The organism is Aidingimonas halophila (assembly GCF_900106955.1).
In the GTDB taxonomy this organism is placed as follows: domain Bacteria; phylum Pseudomonadota; class Gammaproteobacteria; order Pseudomonadales; family Halomonadaceae; genus Aidingimonas; species Aidingimonas halophila.
The window spans coordinates 1-16025 of the sequence record NZ_FNNI01000011.1; the positions used below are offsets into that span (position 1 = coordinate 1).

The 16025-nt window shown below is 57.2% G+C and carries 16 protein-coding genes; 9 read left to right on the forward strand and 7 right to left on the reverse strand.

Annotated elements, in window-relative coordinates; translation table 11 throughout:
- Window positions 1–406 precede the first annotated feature (406 nt).
- Complete coding sequence (locus BLW01_RS17185) at window positions 407–1279, forward strand: alpha/beta hydrolase (protein WP_092572070.1); 873 nt, start codon at window positions 407–409, stop codon at window positions 1277–1279.
- Window positions 1280–1293: 14 nt separating this feature from the next.
- On the forward strand, window positions 1294–2376 hold the full coding sequence (locus BLW01_RS17190; RefSeq protein WP_092572072.1) for a patatin-like phospholipase family protein: 1083 nt from the start codon (window positions 1294–1296) through the stop codon (window positions 2374–2376).
- Here the strand turns inward: BLW01_RS17190 and BLW01_RS17195 are convergent.
- Entirely contained in the window at window positions 2371–2958 is a 588-nt protein-coding gene (locus BLW01_RS17195; protein ID WP_092572074.1) for a Smr/MutS family protein, read from the reverse strand. The two genes, BLW01_RS17190 and BLW01_RS17195, sit on opposite strands and share 6 nt — an antisense overlap.
- Before the next feature lie 141 nt (window positions 2959–3099).
- Between BLW01_RS17195 and prmB the strand changes: the two genes are divergently transcribed.
- From prmB to phaC, 5 genes are all read left to right on the forward strand, one after another.
- Window positions 3100–4050, forward strand: coding sequence for a 50S ribosomal protein L3 N(5)-glutamine methyltransferase (gene prmB, locus BLW01_RS17200; RefSeq protein WP_092572076.1), 951 nt, complete (start codon window positions 3100–3102; stop codon window positions 4048–4050).
- Between the two features lie 21 nt (window positions 4051–4071).
- Window positions 4072–5154, forward strand: a complete 1083-nt coding sequence (gene aroC / locus BLW01_RS17205; RefSeq protein WP_092572078.1) for a chorismate synthase — start codon at window positions 4072–4074, stop codon at window positions 5152–5154.
- 92 nt (window positions 5155–5246) lie between these two features.
- Window positions 5247–5702: a hypothetical protein gene (locus tag BLW01_RS17210; RefSeq protein ID WP_092572080.1), complete on the forward strand. Its 456-nt coding sequence runs from the start codon at window positions 5247–5249 to the stop codon at window positions 5700–5702.
- Window positions 5703–5842: 140 nt separating this feature from the next.
- Window positions 5843–6289 (forward strand): phasin family protein, encoded by a 447-nt coding sequence (locus BLW01_RS17215; RefSeq protein WP_092572082.1) that lies wholly within the window; start codon window positions 5843–5845, stop codon window positions 6287–6289.
- 86 nt (window positions 6290–6375) lie between these two features.
- Entirely contained in the window at window positions 6376–8196 is a 1821-nt protein-coding gene (gene phaC, locus BLW01_RS17220; protein ID WP_092572084.1) for a class I poly(R)-hydroxyalkanoic acid synthase, read from the forward strand.
- Between the two features lie 71 nt (window positions 8197–8267).
- On the opposite strand, the gene lnt is transcribed toward phaC, so the two are convergent.
- The 5 genes from lnt to miaB all read right to left on the reverse strand — a co-directional run bounded on the left by lnt (window position 8268) and on the right by miaB (window position 13698).
- Window positions 8268–9749 (reverse strand): apolipoprotein N-acyltransferase, encoded by a 1482-nt coding sequence (lnt, locus tag BLW01_RS17225; RefSeq protein ID WP_092572086.1) that lies wholly within the window; start codon window positions 9747–9749, stop codon window positions 8268–8270.
- Complete coding sequence (locus BLW01_RS17230) at window positions 9749–10657, reverse strand: CorC family transporter (protein WP_092572088.1); 909 nt, start codon at window positions 10655–10657, stop codon at window positions 9749–9751. Before BLW01_RS17230 ends, lnt begins: the two co-directional genes overlap by 1 nt.
- Window positions 10654–11172 carry an rRNA maturation RNase YbeY gene (gene ybeY, locus BLW01_RS17235; protein ID WP_092572090.1) on the reverse strand — a complete coding sequence of 173 codons (519 nt, stop codon included), beginning with the start codon at window positions 11170–11172 and terminating at the stop codon, window positions 10654–10656. Before ybeY ends, BLW01_RS17230 begins: the two co-directional genes overlap by 4 nt.
- Window positions 11169–12254, reverse strand: a complete 1086-nt coding sequence (locus BLW01_RS17240; protein WP_092572092.1) for a PhoH family protein — start codon at window positions 12252–12254, stop codon at window positions 11169–11171. The genes ybeY and BLW01_RS17240 overlap by 4 nt, the downstream gene beginning before the upstream one ends.
- Before the next feature lie 100 nt (window positions 12255–12354).
- The gene (gene miaB / locus BLW01_RS17245) at window positions 12355–13698 is read right to left on the reverse strand and encodes a tRNA (N6-isopentenyl adenosine(37)-C2)-methylthiotransferase MiaB (RefSeq protein ID WP_092572094.1); all 1344 of its coding nucleotides are present in this window, start codon (window positions 13696–13698) and stop codon (window positions 12355–12357) included.
- Window positions 13699–14102: 404 nt separating this feature from the next.
- Here miaB and BLW01_RS17250 point away from each other — a divergent pair, with 404 nt between their 5' ends.
- The gene (locus BLW01_RS17250; protein WP_092572096.1) at window positions 14103–14723 is read left to right on the forward strand and encodes a TIGR04211 family SH3 domain-containing protein; all 621 of its coding nucleotides are present in this window, start codon (window positions 14103–14105) and stop codon (window positions 14721–14723) included.
- 14 nt (window positions 14724–14737) lie between these two features.
- The gene (locus BLW01_RS17255) at window positions 14738–15382 is read left to right on the forward strand and encodes a class I SAM-dependent methyltransferase (protein WP_092572098.1); all 645 of its coding nucleotides are present in this window, start codon (window positions 14738–14740) and stop codon (window positions 15380–15382) included.
- Here the strand turns inward: BLW01_RS17255 and BLW01_RS17260 are convergent.
- Window positions 15375–15962: a YajG family lipoprotein gene (locus BLW01_RS17260; RefSeq protein WP_092572100.1), complete on the reverse strand. Its 588-nt coding sequence runs from the start codon at window positions 15960–15962 to the stop codon at window positions 15375–15377. The genes BLW01_RS17255 and BLW01_RS17260 overlap by 8 nt on opposite strands.
- Window positions 15963–16025 lie beyond the last annotated feature (63 nt).

Genomic DNA, 16025 nt, shown 5'->3' on the forward strand with positions numbered 1-16025 from the left:
GTGCTACCAGAACCTGTCGGCTGACCTGCTGCCGACGGCGCTGCAGGACGACAACCCGCTGAAGGTCTCGCGCCTGATGGATGGCAAGCGAGAAAGCTGAACCGCGACACGCATACGAAGCGCGGTCGTGATGACGAAAGAGGTGGCTCGCAGAGCCACCTCTTTTTTTGTCTAACGCGCCAACCACAATCCTGCAAGGATGGCGACAATGACGGTGGTGAAGAAAACACGGTTACGGAGCCGGGTATCACGGGATGGACCAGACACACTCTCTCCTGCGGCGATGGATGAGTCAAACAGGCGTTTCAATTCGGGCGAAAAATCGATACGCTGACGAGGATAAACACGTTAGCTACCTATCGCTAGTGATAGGTTCGTGCTTTGAACATCGCTGGATAACAGGCCAATGATCGACCCCGAATTCATCTCCTTTGCCGAAGGCCGCATCGCTGCCTTGTCGTGGGGGCAGTCACAAGCCCCTGTGTGGTTGGCGTTGCATGGCTGGTTGGATAACGCCGCCAGTTTTTCCCGTTTGGCTCCTCGACTGGCCGAGTCCCTCGACATCAGGGTGGTTGCCATCGATTTTGCCGGCCACGGAATGTCCCGGCACGCTTGTGCGGGCGATTATGCGATCTGGGACTATGTACACGATGTGCTCGATGCACTCGATGAACTGGGGGTGGAATCAGCGCCTTTGCTCGGCCATTCGATGGGAGCGGGGGTGGCCTGCTTGGTCGCCGCGGCACTTCCGGAGCGTGTCGATCGGTTGTTACTGGTCGACGGGCTCGGCACACTGACGACGGCAGCAGATGAGACGGCCAAGCAGTTACGTAAAGGTGTACTGAAGCATCGCCGCATCGGGTCACGGCCACCGCGCTATCCGGATAAGGCGACAGCCGTCGCGGCTCGAGTGGCCGGAGGTGTGACAGCGATGGATACGGAGACTGCCGAGCCTCTGGTGGCACGCAATCTCGCATACGAGGAGGATGGGCATTGGCGATTACGTTCCGATGGCCGGTTGCTGCAACCTTCGCCGGTGCGCTTCACGCCCGAGCAGATGTTGGCACTATTGTCGTCGATTGAAGCATCTATCCTGCTTGTCGAAGCGGAAACCGGTATCCTGGCGCATCATGAAGCGGCACCAACGGCCCGTGCCGCCCTGAAGAAGCTGACGCGTATCGTATTGCCGGGAGGCCATCATCTGCATCTGGAACCAACGTCTGTCCCACGGGTAGCATCCGTCATGGTAGATTGGTATCGGGAATCGATGATGACGTGAGGACTGGATGGCCTATGTGTGCTCGCAGTGCTCGGCGTTCTGCCGAAGCCGGAAACCGCGTCGCGCTGGTCTTGGGGAGTGGTGGCGCGAGAGGGTATGCACACATTGGTGTGCTTGAAGCACTGGAGAACCGCGGTTATGAAGTGGCGGCGATCTCCGGATGTTCCATGGGGGCCCTTATTGCAGGGGTGTATGCGGCCGGCCAGCTCGGTGCATACCGTGACTGGGTATGCCGGCTCGATTATTTCGATGTGCTCAAGCTGGTCGATGTGACCTGGAGCCCGATGGGGGCGATGCGCGCCAATAAGGTGATGAGTCAGCTCGAGAGCTTGATCGGTGACTGTCGGATAGAGGATCTCGACATTCCGGTGACCACGGTAGCCACCGATCTGGTCCGTCAGCGCGAGGTCTGGTTTCAATCCGGATCGTTATTGCAAGCGATTCGCGCATCCATAGCCGTTCCCGGCATTATCACTCCCGTGCATATCGGTGAACAGGTGCTGGTGGACGGAGGATTGATGAACCCCTTGCCGATCATCCCCACCGTCTCTGTAAACGCCGATTTCGTGCTGGCTGTCAATGTCACGGCACAAACAGCCCGCCCGGTGACTCTCGAAGAACTGCTGCCACCGGAGCAGGCCGCCGAAGAGCAGGCCCGGGAGGAGGCGCTTGAAGCGGCGGGACATGGATTCGGCGACTGGCTCGGCGGCATCAGACATCGTGCGCAACGTCTCTTTTTTGGCAACGATAGCAGTGGTGACGGTGAAGAGACGAGCGGTGACGAGCCGACGGAAAGCCAAAGGGCCTGGGGACGGCTGGACATGATCCTGGCCTCGTTCGATATCACCCAGGGCGCCTTGGCGAAATATAAAGTGGCGGGTTATCCGCCGGATGTATTGATTGAAATTCCGAAAACCGTCTGCGGTGCTTATGAGTTCCATCGAGCCCAGGCCCTGATAGATCTGGGGCGACATTTGGCCGTACAGGCGCTCGATCGTTACGAAGAGGAGTCCGGGGTCGGGAAGGAATTGACTGGCAAGGCAAATATCAAGTCGCGACGGGAACGGTCCGACAAGACGCCTCCTGACTCCTCATAACGCATCGCCCCGTCTTCGTAGCAGAATATAGACAGCCCCGGTTCCACCATCGAGGTCTCGCGCCGAGCAGAATGCCAGGACGCTGGGCCATTCACGCAGCCAGGCATTGACGTGGCTTTTGATCACAGGGTAATCGTCGAAGCTGCTTCCGGCGCCCGTTCTCGCTTTACCGTGCACCACCAGAACGCAGCGGTAACGCCGGGATCGGGCGTCATGAAGGAAACTCTCGAGTTCATGTCGCGCTTCCTCCAGCGTATATCCATGCAGATCCAGCCCGGCTTCCCAGGAAATTCGGCCGCGTTTCAACTGGGAGTGAGTGCGATAGGGCAGGTCAGCAACGGCGAAATCGAGATAGGCGGATGGACGAACCGGTTCGACACGTCCATCGGATGTCCGGCTGATATCATGAGTCACAGAAGCAGAGGTGGCTGCCGCCCGACGCTCGGCCTTGGCTTCATGGTCGGGTTTCTTCGGCTTGCCGGGATCGGCACGGTTCGACGACAGCTGCTTGACGCCGGCTTCTTTCAGCGCCTGACGGAAAATGGAAACTTCTTCATCGGGCAAGCCTCGGCGTCGACTCATGGGCGTGACCTGTGTGGCTGGTGTGCAAGGGCGTAGGTCACCCAGTATACCTGCCATCTCGTGACTGTGAACCTCACGCCGACGCGGGTACAATCGCTTTTCTAGACGACCGACACTTGTCCGATAATTTCAGGATGACCCGTGGCAGCACCCCGATCCCATTCCTCGACGTTGACTCTCACTGATCATGCACTCGCCGATGACTTGATCAGCCTTCGAGACTGCTTGCGCTGGGCCACCAGTGAATTCCATCTTCATGGCCTGCATTATGGTCATGGTACCGACTCGGCGTGGGACGAAGCCGTGGCATTGACGCTGGGGGCCTTGCATCTTCCCTGGAACGTTGATCCTTCGGTACTCGATGCACGTCTCTTGCCCATGGAGCGCCAACGCATCGTGGCGTTGACGCGTGAGCGCATCGACACGCGTCGTCCGATGCCGTATCTGCTCGGTGAGGCATTTTTTGCCGGTTATCCGTTTGACGTCGATGAACGTGTCCTGATTCCCCGCTCTCCAATCGCTGAGTTGATCGAGGATGGTTTTGCAGCGTGGTTTCCTGAAGAACCGCCGGCACGCATCCTTGATATAGGCACGGGATCGGGATGCATCGGTATTGCCACCGCCTTGTTTCTGCCGACGTGTGAAGTGGATCTCACGGATGTGAGCACGGACGCGCTGGAGGTTGCCAAGGCGAACATCACCCGCCATGACGTCGGCGATCGTGTACGAGCCGTCCTGTCGGACGTGTTCGATGGGGTGGCTGGGCAGCGTTATGATTTGATCGTCGCCAATCCGCCCTATGTCGATGAGCGTGATCTCGCGACCATGCCGGCTGAGTTTCATCATGAGCCTGCACTGGCGCTTGGCGCGGGTCGTGATGGGCTGGATGTCGTTCGGCGAATTCTTCGTCAGGCGCGCGAGCACTTGCATGACCACGGCGTTCTGATCGTCGAAGTCGGGAATTCCGACCGTCATCTGCAGGAAGCGTTTCCCGATGTGCCTTTCCTGTGGCTGGAGTTCGAACGGGGTGGCCATGGCGTATTCGTGATGACCGCCGATGAACTCGATGTCCATGCCCCGGCTTTCGCCTGATGTTATTGAGGAACTGTCCCCATGTCCGGTAATACCTTTGGCAAATTGTTCAATGTAACGACCTTCGGCGAGAGTCACGGCCCGGCACTCGGTGCCGTCGTGGATGGCTGCCCTCCGGGCATGGCGTTGGCCGAAGCCGATATCCAACATGAACTGGATCGCCGTCGTCCCGGCAGTTCGCGTTATACGACCCAGCGACGTGAAGCCGATGAGGTTCGCATTCTCTCCGGCGTGTTCGAGGGGAAAACGACCGGGACATCGATCGGTCTAGTGATCGAGAATACCGATCAACGTTCCAAGGACTACTCACGGATCAAGGACCAGTTCCGACCTGCCCATGCCGATTACACCTACCATCACAAGTACGGCATTCGTGATTATCGGGGCGGCGGTCGATCCAGTGCCCGGGAAACGGCCATGCGTGTGGCGGCCGGCGCGATTGCCAAGAAGTATCTGGCCTTGCAGGGTATCCAGGTGCGTGGCTACATGAGTCAGTTGGGGAACATGGCCATCGACTTTCGTAGTTGGGAGTCGGTGGATGACAATCCGTTTTTCTGCCCTGACCCCGACAGAGTCCCCGAACTGGAAGCCTTCATGGATCAACTGCGACGCGATCAGGACTCGGTGGGTGCCAGGATTACGGTCGTCGCCGAGGGGGTACCTGTCGGGTTGGGAGAGCCGGTATTCGATCGCCTCGATGCCGAACTCGCCCATGCCCTGATGAGTATCAATGCCGTCAAGGGTGTGGAAATCGGAGACGGTTTTGCCTCCGTGTCTCAGCGAGGCAGTGAGCACCGTGATGAAATGGCGCCGGAAGGGTTCCTCTCCAATCATGCCGGCGGTGTTCTGGGCGGGATTTCCTCCGGCCAGCCCTTGATCGCCCATCTGGCATTGAAGCCGACCTCCAGTATCACGATTCCCGGTCGTTCCATTGATGTCGCGGGGCATCCCGTCGACGTGGTGACTCGTGGTCGTCATGACCCATGTGTCGGTATCCGTGCGACGCCGATTGCCGAGGCCATGATGGCGCTGACCTTGATGGATCATCTGATGCGTCATCGGGCTCAGAACCCGGATGTCAGGGTCGATACGCCTCGCCTGTAAGAGACCGTGTCCAAATACGGAAAATCGTTGATACCAGCGGTATGGCTGACTGCTAGACTGAGTATGAATCAATCTATCAGTAGAGCGGCGCCATGAAGATAAACATCGAATTTGATCTCACCCCTGCCGAATTTCGACAGGCAATGGGGCTACCGGATGTCGAGGGATTCCAGCAAGAGTTGATGTCGCGTATTCAGAAACAGATGGATGCCGGTGTCGACGGTTACGACCCCATGAGCCTGATGGAACCCTTCCTCAAGCAACCCTATTTCAAGGAAGGGATGGCCCAAGGCATGGCCAATCTTGGTAGCTACCAGCAGATGATGTTCGATATGTTGCGGCAAGCGGGTTCAAATGCTGCCTCTCGTGGAACCGGCGATGCTGATACCGAGGAAGAAGCCGCCGGTCACTCGCGCTCGCAACGCCGTCGCTCATCAGGAGGCACGGAAGGTCAGACCTCTTCGCAAACGGAAACTTCGGAAGGGAAGGCCAAGTCGAAGTCATCGAAGGGGAGTGCCAGTGCGACGTCACGTTCCCGACGCAGCTGAGACAGTAATGTCGTCTGGAATGTGCCTGGCAAGTGGGTGGCACTGGTTGCAAGTCGGACTGGTCCGGACTACGCTTTTTGCAGTGCAGCAAAAGCCGTGTTGTTCGGTTCACCCTTGTCGTTTCTCAGGAGGTTTCCGTCATGCAAGATAAAATGTTTACCGCCTTCAATGATCAGACGCGCAGTTTTTTCGAGCCGATGCGCAAGCTCAATAGCTTGATGCTTGACAATATGGAGAAGATGACGCAATACCAGCTCGAGTCGATGAAGCGATATAGCCAGTTGGGTACCGAACGGTTGCGTGATGCCAGTGAGATCGAGTCGGCGGAGGATATACGCGACTTCGGTGCACGCCAGGCGGAAATTCTCAATGAGCTGTCCAAGCAGATGCTGGAAGATGCCAGGGCCATGACCGAGCTCAGTCTCCAGTTCAAGAGTGAAATGGAGCAGTTGTTTGCCGAAGCCGGCAAAGAGGTCGCTGACAACGCGAGCAATGCTGCCAAGTCGGATGAGCCTGCCAAGGCGACGAGTACCAAATCGTCCAATCGGAGTGGTTCGAGCCAGTCTTCACGCAGCAAGAGTTCCTGAATGCGTTTGTGTCGTCATGCCGGGTCGGTTGCAGTAACAACCCGGCATGACTTCAGAGTCAAAGACCATCCAAGAAGGAGTCGGGAATGCAGTCAGGTACGGAAATGCCATCTCAGGAAGAGATTCAGCAGTGGGCTGAGCAACTGGAAGCGATAGGGCAGGAGTATCAAGCCCTGACCCAGGAACTGTTCGCCCGAATGTTGCCTGGAGAGGCGGGCCAGAAGGTATACAGTGACATGCAGGAGACGCTTCAGGCAGGTATCGAAGCGTTGGTCAGTGATCCTCAGTCGTTTTATACCGCTCAGATGCGTCTGGCGCAGGACCAGTGGCAACTCTGGCAACAGCAGTTGCGCTCGTTCGCCGGTGAAGAGGTCGAGCCGCTGATACAGCCGGAGAAGCATGACCGGCGCTTCAAGGATCCTGCCTGGTTCGATGAACCGTTCTATCGGGCCATCATGGAGCAGTACCTGCTGTTTTCGCGTCTCATTGAAGAGTTGGTATCTGGCCTGGACAACTTGCCGGCCGAGCAGAAACGCAATCTTGAGTTTTATGCTCGTCAGTGTGTCAGCGCCATGGCGCCATCGAATTTCGTCACCACCAATCCTGAGGTGATGCGTCTGACGCTGGAAACCAAAGGGCAGAACCTGCTCGACGGTCTGGCTCGACTTCGCGAGGATCTGGCCAATTCCGCGGAAGGACTCAATGTGGCGATGACCGACCGGTCGGCCTTCGAAGTGGGGCGAAATATCGCCATCACGCCGGGCCAGGTGGTCTATGAAAATGAATTGATGCAGCTGATCCAGTACTCACCCAGTACCGAGAAGGTGTTCAAGACACCCTTGCTGGTCGTACCGCCCTGGATCAATAAGTATTACATACTCGATTTGCGTGAAGATAACTCCCTGGTCAAGTGGCTGGTAGACCAGGGGCATACCGTCTTCTTGATTTCCTGGCGAAATCCCGGACCCGAGCAGAGCGATCTGACCTGGGCGGATTACATGCACTTGGGGCCAATCGATGCCATGAGTGCCATCGAACAGGCGTGTGGCGAAAAGTCGGTGAATCTGTTCAGCTATTGTATCGGGGGCACGCTGGCGGCCAGCACCATCGCCTATCTGACCAGCACACGCCGGGGCCGTAAAGTGCGCTCCGTTACCTATATGGCGACGCTACACGATTTCCGGGATCCGGGGGAAATCGGTGTTTTCCTGTCCGAACCGGTATTGCAGGGCCTGGAACGTCAACTCGAGGCCGATGGATATCTCGATGGTCGCGTGATGGCCTTCTCATTCAATCTGTTGCGTGAAAACGACCTTTTCTGGTCGTTCTATGTCAGCAACTATCTCAAAGGTGAAACACCGGCGGCTTTCGATCTGCTGTACTGGAATACCGACGGCACCAATCTACCGGCTGCAACGCATGCCTGGTATCTGCGCCACATGTACAAGGAAAACCGGCTTATCGAGCCGGGCGGCATCGAGCTTGATGGGGTCAAGATCGATCTGCGCAAGATCTCTACGCCAAGCTATTTCATCGCTGCGCATGACGATCACATTGCCAAGTGGAATAGCTGTTACGGTGGTACACAGCTACCCAAGGGGCCAGTCACCTTCGTATTGGGAGGATCGGGGCATATCGCGGGCATCGTCAATCCGCCGGCCAAGAACAAGTATGGGTATTGGACCAACGAAGCGTTGCCGGCGGATCCTGATGAGTGGCTGGCAGGAGCGACCTTCAATGAAGGCTCCTGGTGGCCCCATTGGCAGGCCTGGATGACCGAAAATGGTTATGCCGACACGCAGCGAATGGTACCGGCTCGCGAACCGGGAGATGGCGAATTACCATTATTGGAACCGGCGCCGGGCAGGTACGTGAAGCAGACCATCCCGGAAGTGTTAGGCGAATGATCTGACCGGGTAAGCGAGTAGGGAGATAAGGGAGCAAGGGAAAGCACTATGAAGGTGCCTACCTTGCCATCTCATCCATTCCTTTTCTTGAATCTCAAGCCTGGCAGTACCAGTGCGGTTGCCAGCAACCATGTTGGCCAACTTCCTGTACGTGTGAAGGGCGTCTGACCTTGCATGGCATGAATGTCATCGGTGAGGCTGGCTGTCTTGAACTGTGGGGCGCGAGCGGTAATCTGTCCCCGCGGATCGGCAATGGCCGTGACGCCGTTGCTGGTCGCGCGAACGACATAGCGACCGTTCTCGAGTGCCCGAAGGCGTGCCATTTGAAGATGCTGCAGCGGGCCTATCGATTCACCGAACCAGGTGTCATTCGATAGGGTGAGCAGTATGTCGGCGTCCCTGGCGCGTTTGGCGACCAGATCGGCATAGACGATTTCATAGCATATGGCACTGCCGATCTTGAGGCCGGCGGCTTGCATCGGTGGCTGGCCGGGTTCGCCAGGGGTAGTGAATGACGTCGGCAAATCGAAAAAGGCAACCGCGCCGCGCAATACGCTTTCCAGTGGCAAATATTCACCGAAAGGGACCAGATGTTCCTTGCGATAATTCCCTTCGACATTGCCTGCCCCGACGATGGCATTGAAGAATCGCCCCTCGCTGTTGCGTTGCAGAATGCCTGTCAGCAATGCTGCCTGCTCCGGCAGATCCCGTTTGGCTCGCTCAAGGATCGGGCGGGCGTCCGTCTCCAGCATGGGCAGGGCCGTTTCCGGCCAGATCACGAGGTCAACATTGTCAGGCTGTTGGCGGGTCAGGTTCGTATACGTGTCGATCGCATCCTGTTGACCCTCCTCGGTCCATTTCATCAATTGCGGTAGGTTGCCCTGGAGTAGTGAGACTTGCGTTGTCTCGTCGCTGGCCGTGGTCCACTGGCCGGGGAGAACCAACGGGGCAAGCCACATACCTGCCAGCGGGAGGGCTGCCAGCCAGCGGCGACGTAACAGTTCGACACCTAACGTGCCGGTCAAGGCGGTAATCAGTGAAAGCAGGTAGACGCCGCCGATGGGAGCCCAGGGCGCGAGTGGCGAATCGACCTGGGGGGTGCCCGCCAGCAGCCAGGGAAAACCGGTGAATAGATAAGTACGTAACACTTCGGCGAGCACCCAGGTGCCGGCAAAGCTCAGGACGGCCCACCCGGGACTGGTAAACCGTCGATACAGCCAGAAGGGGATGGCGAAGAACAGGGCCAGTGAGACAACGAATAATACCGTCAGGAACAGGGCCAGTGGGATGCCGGTGTATCCGTAGTCGTGTATCGACACATAGACCCAGGAGGCACCGGAACCGAATAGCCCGACACCATATAGCCACCCCTTGAAGGCGGCTTGCCATGGAGACAACGTATGGATGCCGGCATAAAGCAAGCCGACAGCGATCGGGCTCAACCACCAAAGAGAAAACGGTGCCGTTGCCAATGTCATCAGGCCGCCGGACAACAGCGCGATCAGATAGTTGATTGCCGGTGAATGCGACCAGTCGCTTGTACGAGATGTCATCACTCGCCCTTGTTTTCCGGCGCATCGTAGGCGTCTCTGTCGTCGACTTCTTCCTCAGGCTGCGGTTCGACCTGGAGCAGACGAATGCGACGATTGTCGGCGTTCAAGACAGTAAAGCGCCAGCCACCCAGGGTGGTGAATTCGCCACGACGGGGAAGGTGGCCGAACCGCTGCATGACCAGGCCGCCGACGGTATCGAAGTCCTCGTCAGAAAATCGCGTGGCGAAGAATTCGTTGAAATCCTCGATCGGCGTGAGGGCCCGAATGGCGAACTTCTGTTCCCCCAGCTCGCGGATATCTTCCTCTTCGTCGGTATCATGCTCGTCCTCGATATCCCCGACGATCTGTTCAAGGATATCCTCGATGGTGATGATGCCGGCGGTACCACCGTATTCGTCGACAACGACGGCCATGTGGTTGTGGGTATCGCGAAATTCCTTCAGCAGACTATTGAGTCGCTTGGACTCCGGGATGAACATGGCCGGCCTCAGCGTGCTCTTGAGGTCGAAGCTATCGCGGTTGAGTTCGCTTTTGCTCAATAACGGTAATAGGTCCTTGACCAACAGGATGCCCAGTATCTCGTCGAGATTTTCCCCCATGACCGGATAGCGTGAATGACCGGTTTCCAGGATGACGGGCAGGTACTCGTCGGGAGGTTGGTCGATGCCGATGGCTGTGACCTGAGATCGCGGAATCAGAATTTCCCGGACCTGTTTGTCACTGATTTGCAGGGCGCCCTCGATGATCGTCAGGGCATCCTGGTCAAGGTGAAGTCGAGAACCGGCTTCACGAACCGAATCCATCAACTCGACACGCGAGTTGGGTTCATCGTCATCGGAAGAAAAGGCGCTGAACAACTTCTCGAGCCAGGACTTGCCGCCCTGGCTACTCGATCGGTCTTCGCTCATGCGTCGAGTCTCTTGTCCCCGTTGTCATGATCAGATGGGTGATCGTACGGATCCTTGATACCGAATATTGCCAGAATCTCGGTTTCCAGTCGCTCCATCCGCTCGGCTTCATTGTCTTCAATATGGTCATGGCCGAGCAAATGCAAGGTACCATGAACAACCATGTGAGCGTAGTGGGTGAGTAATGCCTTGTGTTGCTCACTGGCTTCTTGAGCCACTACATCGTGACAGATCACGAGATCGCCCAATAAAGGTATGTCGAGTTCCGCAGGCATGTCGAATGGAAATGAGAGGACATTGGTGGGGCGGTCCTTGCCACGATATTCGCGGTTCAATGTACCGCTTTCTTCGCGACTGACAAAGCGCACGGTGATTTCCTTCGACACTGGCACCTGTATATGCCGCAGTGTCTCGCCCACCCACTGCTCAAGGTCGGACTGCGTGGGCAGTCGGCGAGCGTCTTCATGATCGATGGCCACTTGACGGTCGATGATCGGCCCGAATGACGTGGTCATGAGTCGGGCTCCGCATCATTGTTGGCATCGCTACGCTGAACATGGTTGCCGGACGATGTCTGATACGTGTGGTTGCGTTCCCGCTCGGCGGCTTCCTCTTCAGCCTCATAGGATTCATAGGCTTCGATGATCCGCTGAACCAGTGGATGACGTACGACATCCTTGGCAGCGAAATGCGTCACGCCGATGCCTGCGGTGTCCTTGAGAACATTGAGGACCTGTATCAATCCGGAGCTTTGTCCACGCGGCAAGTCGACCTGGGTGATATCGCCGGTGATTACCGCCGTCGAACCGAACCCGATGCGTGTCAGAAACATCTTCATCTGTTCGCGCGTGGTGTTCTGGCTTTCATCGAGAATGATGAAGGCATTGTTGAGGGTTCGACCACGCATGTAAGCGAGTGGGGCGATCTCGATGATCTGGCGTTCAATCAGCTTGCCAACCTGTTCGAAACCGATCATCTCATACAATGCATCATAGAGCGGTCGCAGATAAGGATCGATCTTCTGGGCCAGGTCGCCGGGCAGGAACCCCAGCTTCTCACCGGCTTCGACGGCTGGGCGAACCAGCAGAATCCGCCTGACTTCCTGCTGATTGAGCGCTTCAACGGCTGCCGCTACGGCCAGATAGGTCTTGCCGGTTCCGGCCGGACCGATCCCGAAATTGATATCATGGGCGCGGATACTCTGAACGTATCCCTGTTGATTGAACCCACGTGGCTTTATGAGCGCCTTGGGTGTACGCAGTAACACCTCATCAGTGGCCGAGTCGTCCGCTTCATCGTCCTCCAGAGCCTCCAGGCCGGATTCCTGCAGGAAGAGGTGTACTGTATCGGGTGTCAATTCGCTGGCTTCGGTTTCCCGGTACAGGTGTTCGACGACATTGGCAGCCGCTTTGACCCGGGAGTGGGGGCCGGCCAACTGAAAGGTGTTACCACGGTTGCGTAACGTGACGCCCAGCCGGGATTCGACGAGTTTCAGGTGTTCGTCGTGTTGGCCACAGAGGTTGGCCAGGCGCATGGGGTCATTGGGTTCGAGTGTCAGCGTAATGATGCGGTTGGCCTGGGAACTTTGTTGGCTCAAGAGCAGGGGTTCCGTGCGTTGTTATGAAAAAGGGATGAACTTATTGCCCCGGATTGGCTCGGGGCAATTAAGAGGAGCTTGGCTTGTCAGCCCATCCGGGTCAATAGCAATGAGGACTGGCCAATTCACCACGTAATGAGTTGGGCAGTGCTTCGGTGATTTCCACATCGACGAAATGGCCGATGAGGTCTGTCGGATTGGCAGCACGGAAATTCACCACGCGGTTGTTCTCGGTACGTCCAGAGAGTTGACCGGGGTCCTTGGGCGAGAAACCTGTTACCAGGATTCGCTGCGTAGATCCTACCATGCGACGACTGATCTGCATGGCCTGCTGGTTGATGCGTTCCTGCAGGATGGCCAGACGTTCTTTCTTGACGGATTCCGGCGTGTTGTCCTCGAGATTGGCGGCAGGTGTTCCCGGACGCGCTGAATAGACGAAGCTGAACGATACATCGAAGCCGATACGGTGGATCAAGTTCATGGTCGCTTCGAAATCCGCTTCGGTCTCGCCAGGGAATCCGATAATGAAGTCCGATGAGAAGCTGATATCGGGACGCAGCGCGCGAATGCGCTCCATCTTGTCGATATACTCTTCCACAGTATGACCACGCTTCATTGCCGCCAGAATGTCGTTTGATCCGGACTGCACCGGCAGGTGCAAGTGGCTGACCAATTCGGGAATCTCCCCGAACGCTTCAATCAGCGAGTCAGAGAATTCTACCGGGTGTGACGTCGTGAAACGGATTCGATCGATACCGTCCACCGCGGCGACACAAGCGATCAACTCGGCAAGGTCGATTTCCTCCCCAAGCTGGTTCTCGCCACGATACGCATTGACGTTCTGCCCCAACAGGTTGATTTCGCGGACGCCTTGATCGGCAAGGTGAATGACTTCATCCATGACGTCTTCAAAGGGACGTGAGACCTCTTCCCCCCGAGTATAGGGGACGACACAGAAGGAGCAGTATTTCGAGCATCCCTCCATTGTCGATACGAAAGCGGTGGCACCGTCGGAGCTGGGCTTGGGCAGGTGGTCGAACTTTTCGATTTCCGGGAACGTGACATCCACCACCGATATCTGATCTTCCTGCCGGGATTTCAACATATCCGGTACACGGTGCAATGTCTGGGGGCCAAACACCATGTCGACGTGAGGCGCCCGCTTGCGCAAGGCCTCACCTTCCTGGCTGGCTACGCAACCGCCGACGCCGATGACGAGATCGGGGTTGTTTTCCTTGAGCTTCTTCCAACGCCCCAGTTGATGGAAGACCTTTTCCTGGGCCTTTTCGCGAATGGAGCAGGTATTGAGGAGAATGACATCGGCATCTCGCTCATCGTCGGTGAGCTCCATTTGGTGTGAGTCACCGAGTAGATCCGCCATGCGAGCGGAGTCGTACTCGTTCATTTGGCAGCCGTGTGTCTTGATGAAGAGTTTCTTCGCCATAACAATAGGACCGCGACGCTTGGCGCGCCCGGTTTTCCGTCACCGATCAGGGGATTGAATTGTGGGCTATTATACGCAGTGACAACGGTCAGGGCCAACCATCTCGCCTATTGCCACGGCTATTGCTATTCTGCGTGTCTTATCGAGTCGGATCCAGTCGGGTGGGGCTGGGTCGGGAAGCGAAGCGTGTCATGTCATGGTTAAAAAATGAACGAATCGTGACAGAGGCAGTTTCCTCGCTGAATGAGGGGCATTGCACGTTGGTTTTCCCAAGGCTTATCCACAGAAGTTGTGGATGTTGTCTCATCACAGTGCCGTCGACAGGAAGGTCACGGTATCAGTTGTTATCGCTGGAGCCAGGCAGTGTCCATGAGCCTTACTTTAGCCATTAAGATATTAGCACTATGCGAAATTTAAGGACGTTGATTGCCGGTTGTGCTCTCTGCACGCTCGCGGGCGGATTGCAGGCCCAGCAGGATGATACGCAGTGGGTTTCGGATGAACTGACAACCTTCGTGCGCAGTGGACCCTCCGATGGGTACCGCATTGTCGGCACGCTGACATCCGGTGAGCCCGTGACGGTACTCGAGACCGAAGGCGATTACAGCCGGGTGGAGGCGGAAGGCGAGGATGACACGGTATGGATACTTACCGATGATCTACAAGACGATGAGAGTGCCCAGCAGCGATTGCCCGAACTCGAAGATGAAATCGACTCAATGACCGAGGAGCTCGATGGGATCAATGAGGAGTGGCAGAGTCGGATTGCGGATACCGAGGCGACGCTGGAAGACCGGGAGACACGCATCGACGATCTCGAAAGCGAGAATGCTGAACTCCGAGAACGCTTCCAGGATTCCCGGGAAACCGTCCGCAAGCAACAAGCACAGCTGGATACCCAGGAAGAGGATCTGCTGATGCGCTACTTCATGTATGGAGGCGGTGTCGCCGGGGCCGGTCTGCTGGTGGGGTTGGTCGTTCCTCATCTACCCCGTCGACGGAAGAAGCGCGATCGCTGGTTTTGATCTCTGGAGGGGCTGTGAAAGAGGAATGGCTGTCTCGATGGCGTGAAGGGCGCCTCGGGTTTCATCGCGAGCACCCTCATCCAGCTTTGGTCGATCATTGGCCGACACTGAGGGTGCCGGCGGGCACCAAAGTGCTGGTGCCACTGTGCGGCAAGAGCGTGGATATGCGTTGGCTGGCCCGTCAGGGGCACCCGGTCTTGGGCGTGGAGTTGTCACTGGAAGCGATAGATCAGTTCGCTCGCGAGGGCGGGGGAGATGCGCTTCGCTATCGTCAGGATGGGTTCGAGATCTATCGCCAGGGGAGCATCGAACTGTGGGGTGGCGATTTTTTCCACTTCCATATCCAGCAGGCATCCGACGTCGAGGCATTCTATGACCGGGCGGCATTGATCGCGTTGCCGGAAGCGACCCGTCAGCGCTATGCCTTCCATCTCGCTCAATTGTTGCCACCGGGTGCCAAGGGCATATTGATTAGTCTGAGGCGAGCGCCGGGTGATGATAGGGGGCCACCCTATGATGTCGCTGCGAACGAGATCGAGACGTTATTCAGTCCCAATTTCAAGGTGACCCATCTTGCTGATGGTGAGCCCGAGGAGAATGGCTGGCAGGAGAGCACCTGGTCCCTGATTCGCCGCGGGCCTACCGACTGTCTTATCTAGCCAGTAAACGTCCCAGTTCCTGGTCGCGGAAGGCACGGTCGAGTGCATTGCTCAGAACCTCATTGACCATTTCCGTGTTGGCTTCCTCGCCAGGGCGGATGACGTAACTCTGATCGCGCCGCGAGGTGTAGGTGCCGGTGTAGGTTTGCCTTCCGTTGACCGCCTTGGCGAGGAATACCGCTTCCAGGCGGGCACTGCCCAGCATGGGTTGTGATGCGCCGCGCCCATAACCAAGGCGCTTGAGCGTCAGTGTCAGGCTAGGGCGGCCCTCGGCAGCTTCCCGTGTCGGAGAAAATCCCATTCGTTGCACGGCGAGTTCGGCCTGCTCTTGCAGCTTGGGTACCAACTCATGAGCGTAAACCGTGACCGTGGCGGAGGCATTGGCCGCCCCACTGCGTGTTCCCAATACCTCACTCTCCCTGTCATCGACCACGTTGACCGTCACTTCCTCGCCGTTGCCATTACGGGGTAGATCGCCACCCACACGCGGGTCGGCCTCAAGGTAGTGGGGGCTGGCGCAGCCACCGACCAGGATGAGTGCCAAAGCCAGGCAGAATAGCGCTATCAATCGTCGTTGCATTCATATACTCCCGAGATCACCTGCGGAGCCATCTCCGCGAACCGATACCCGAGTATAATCGCA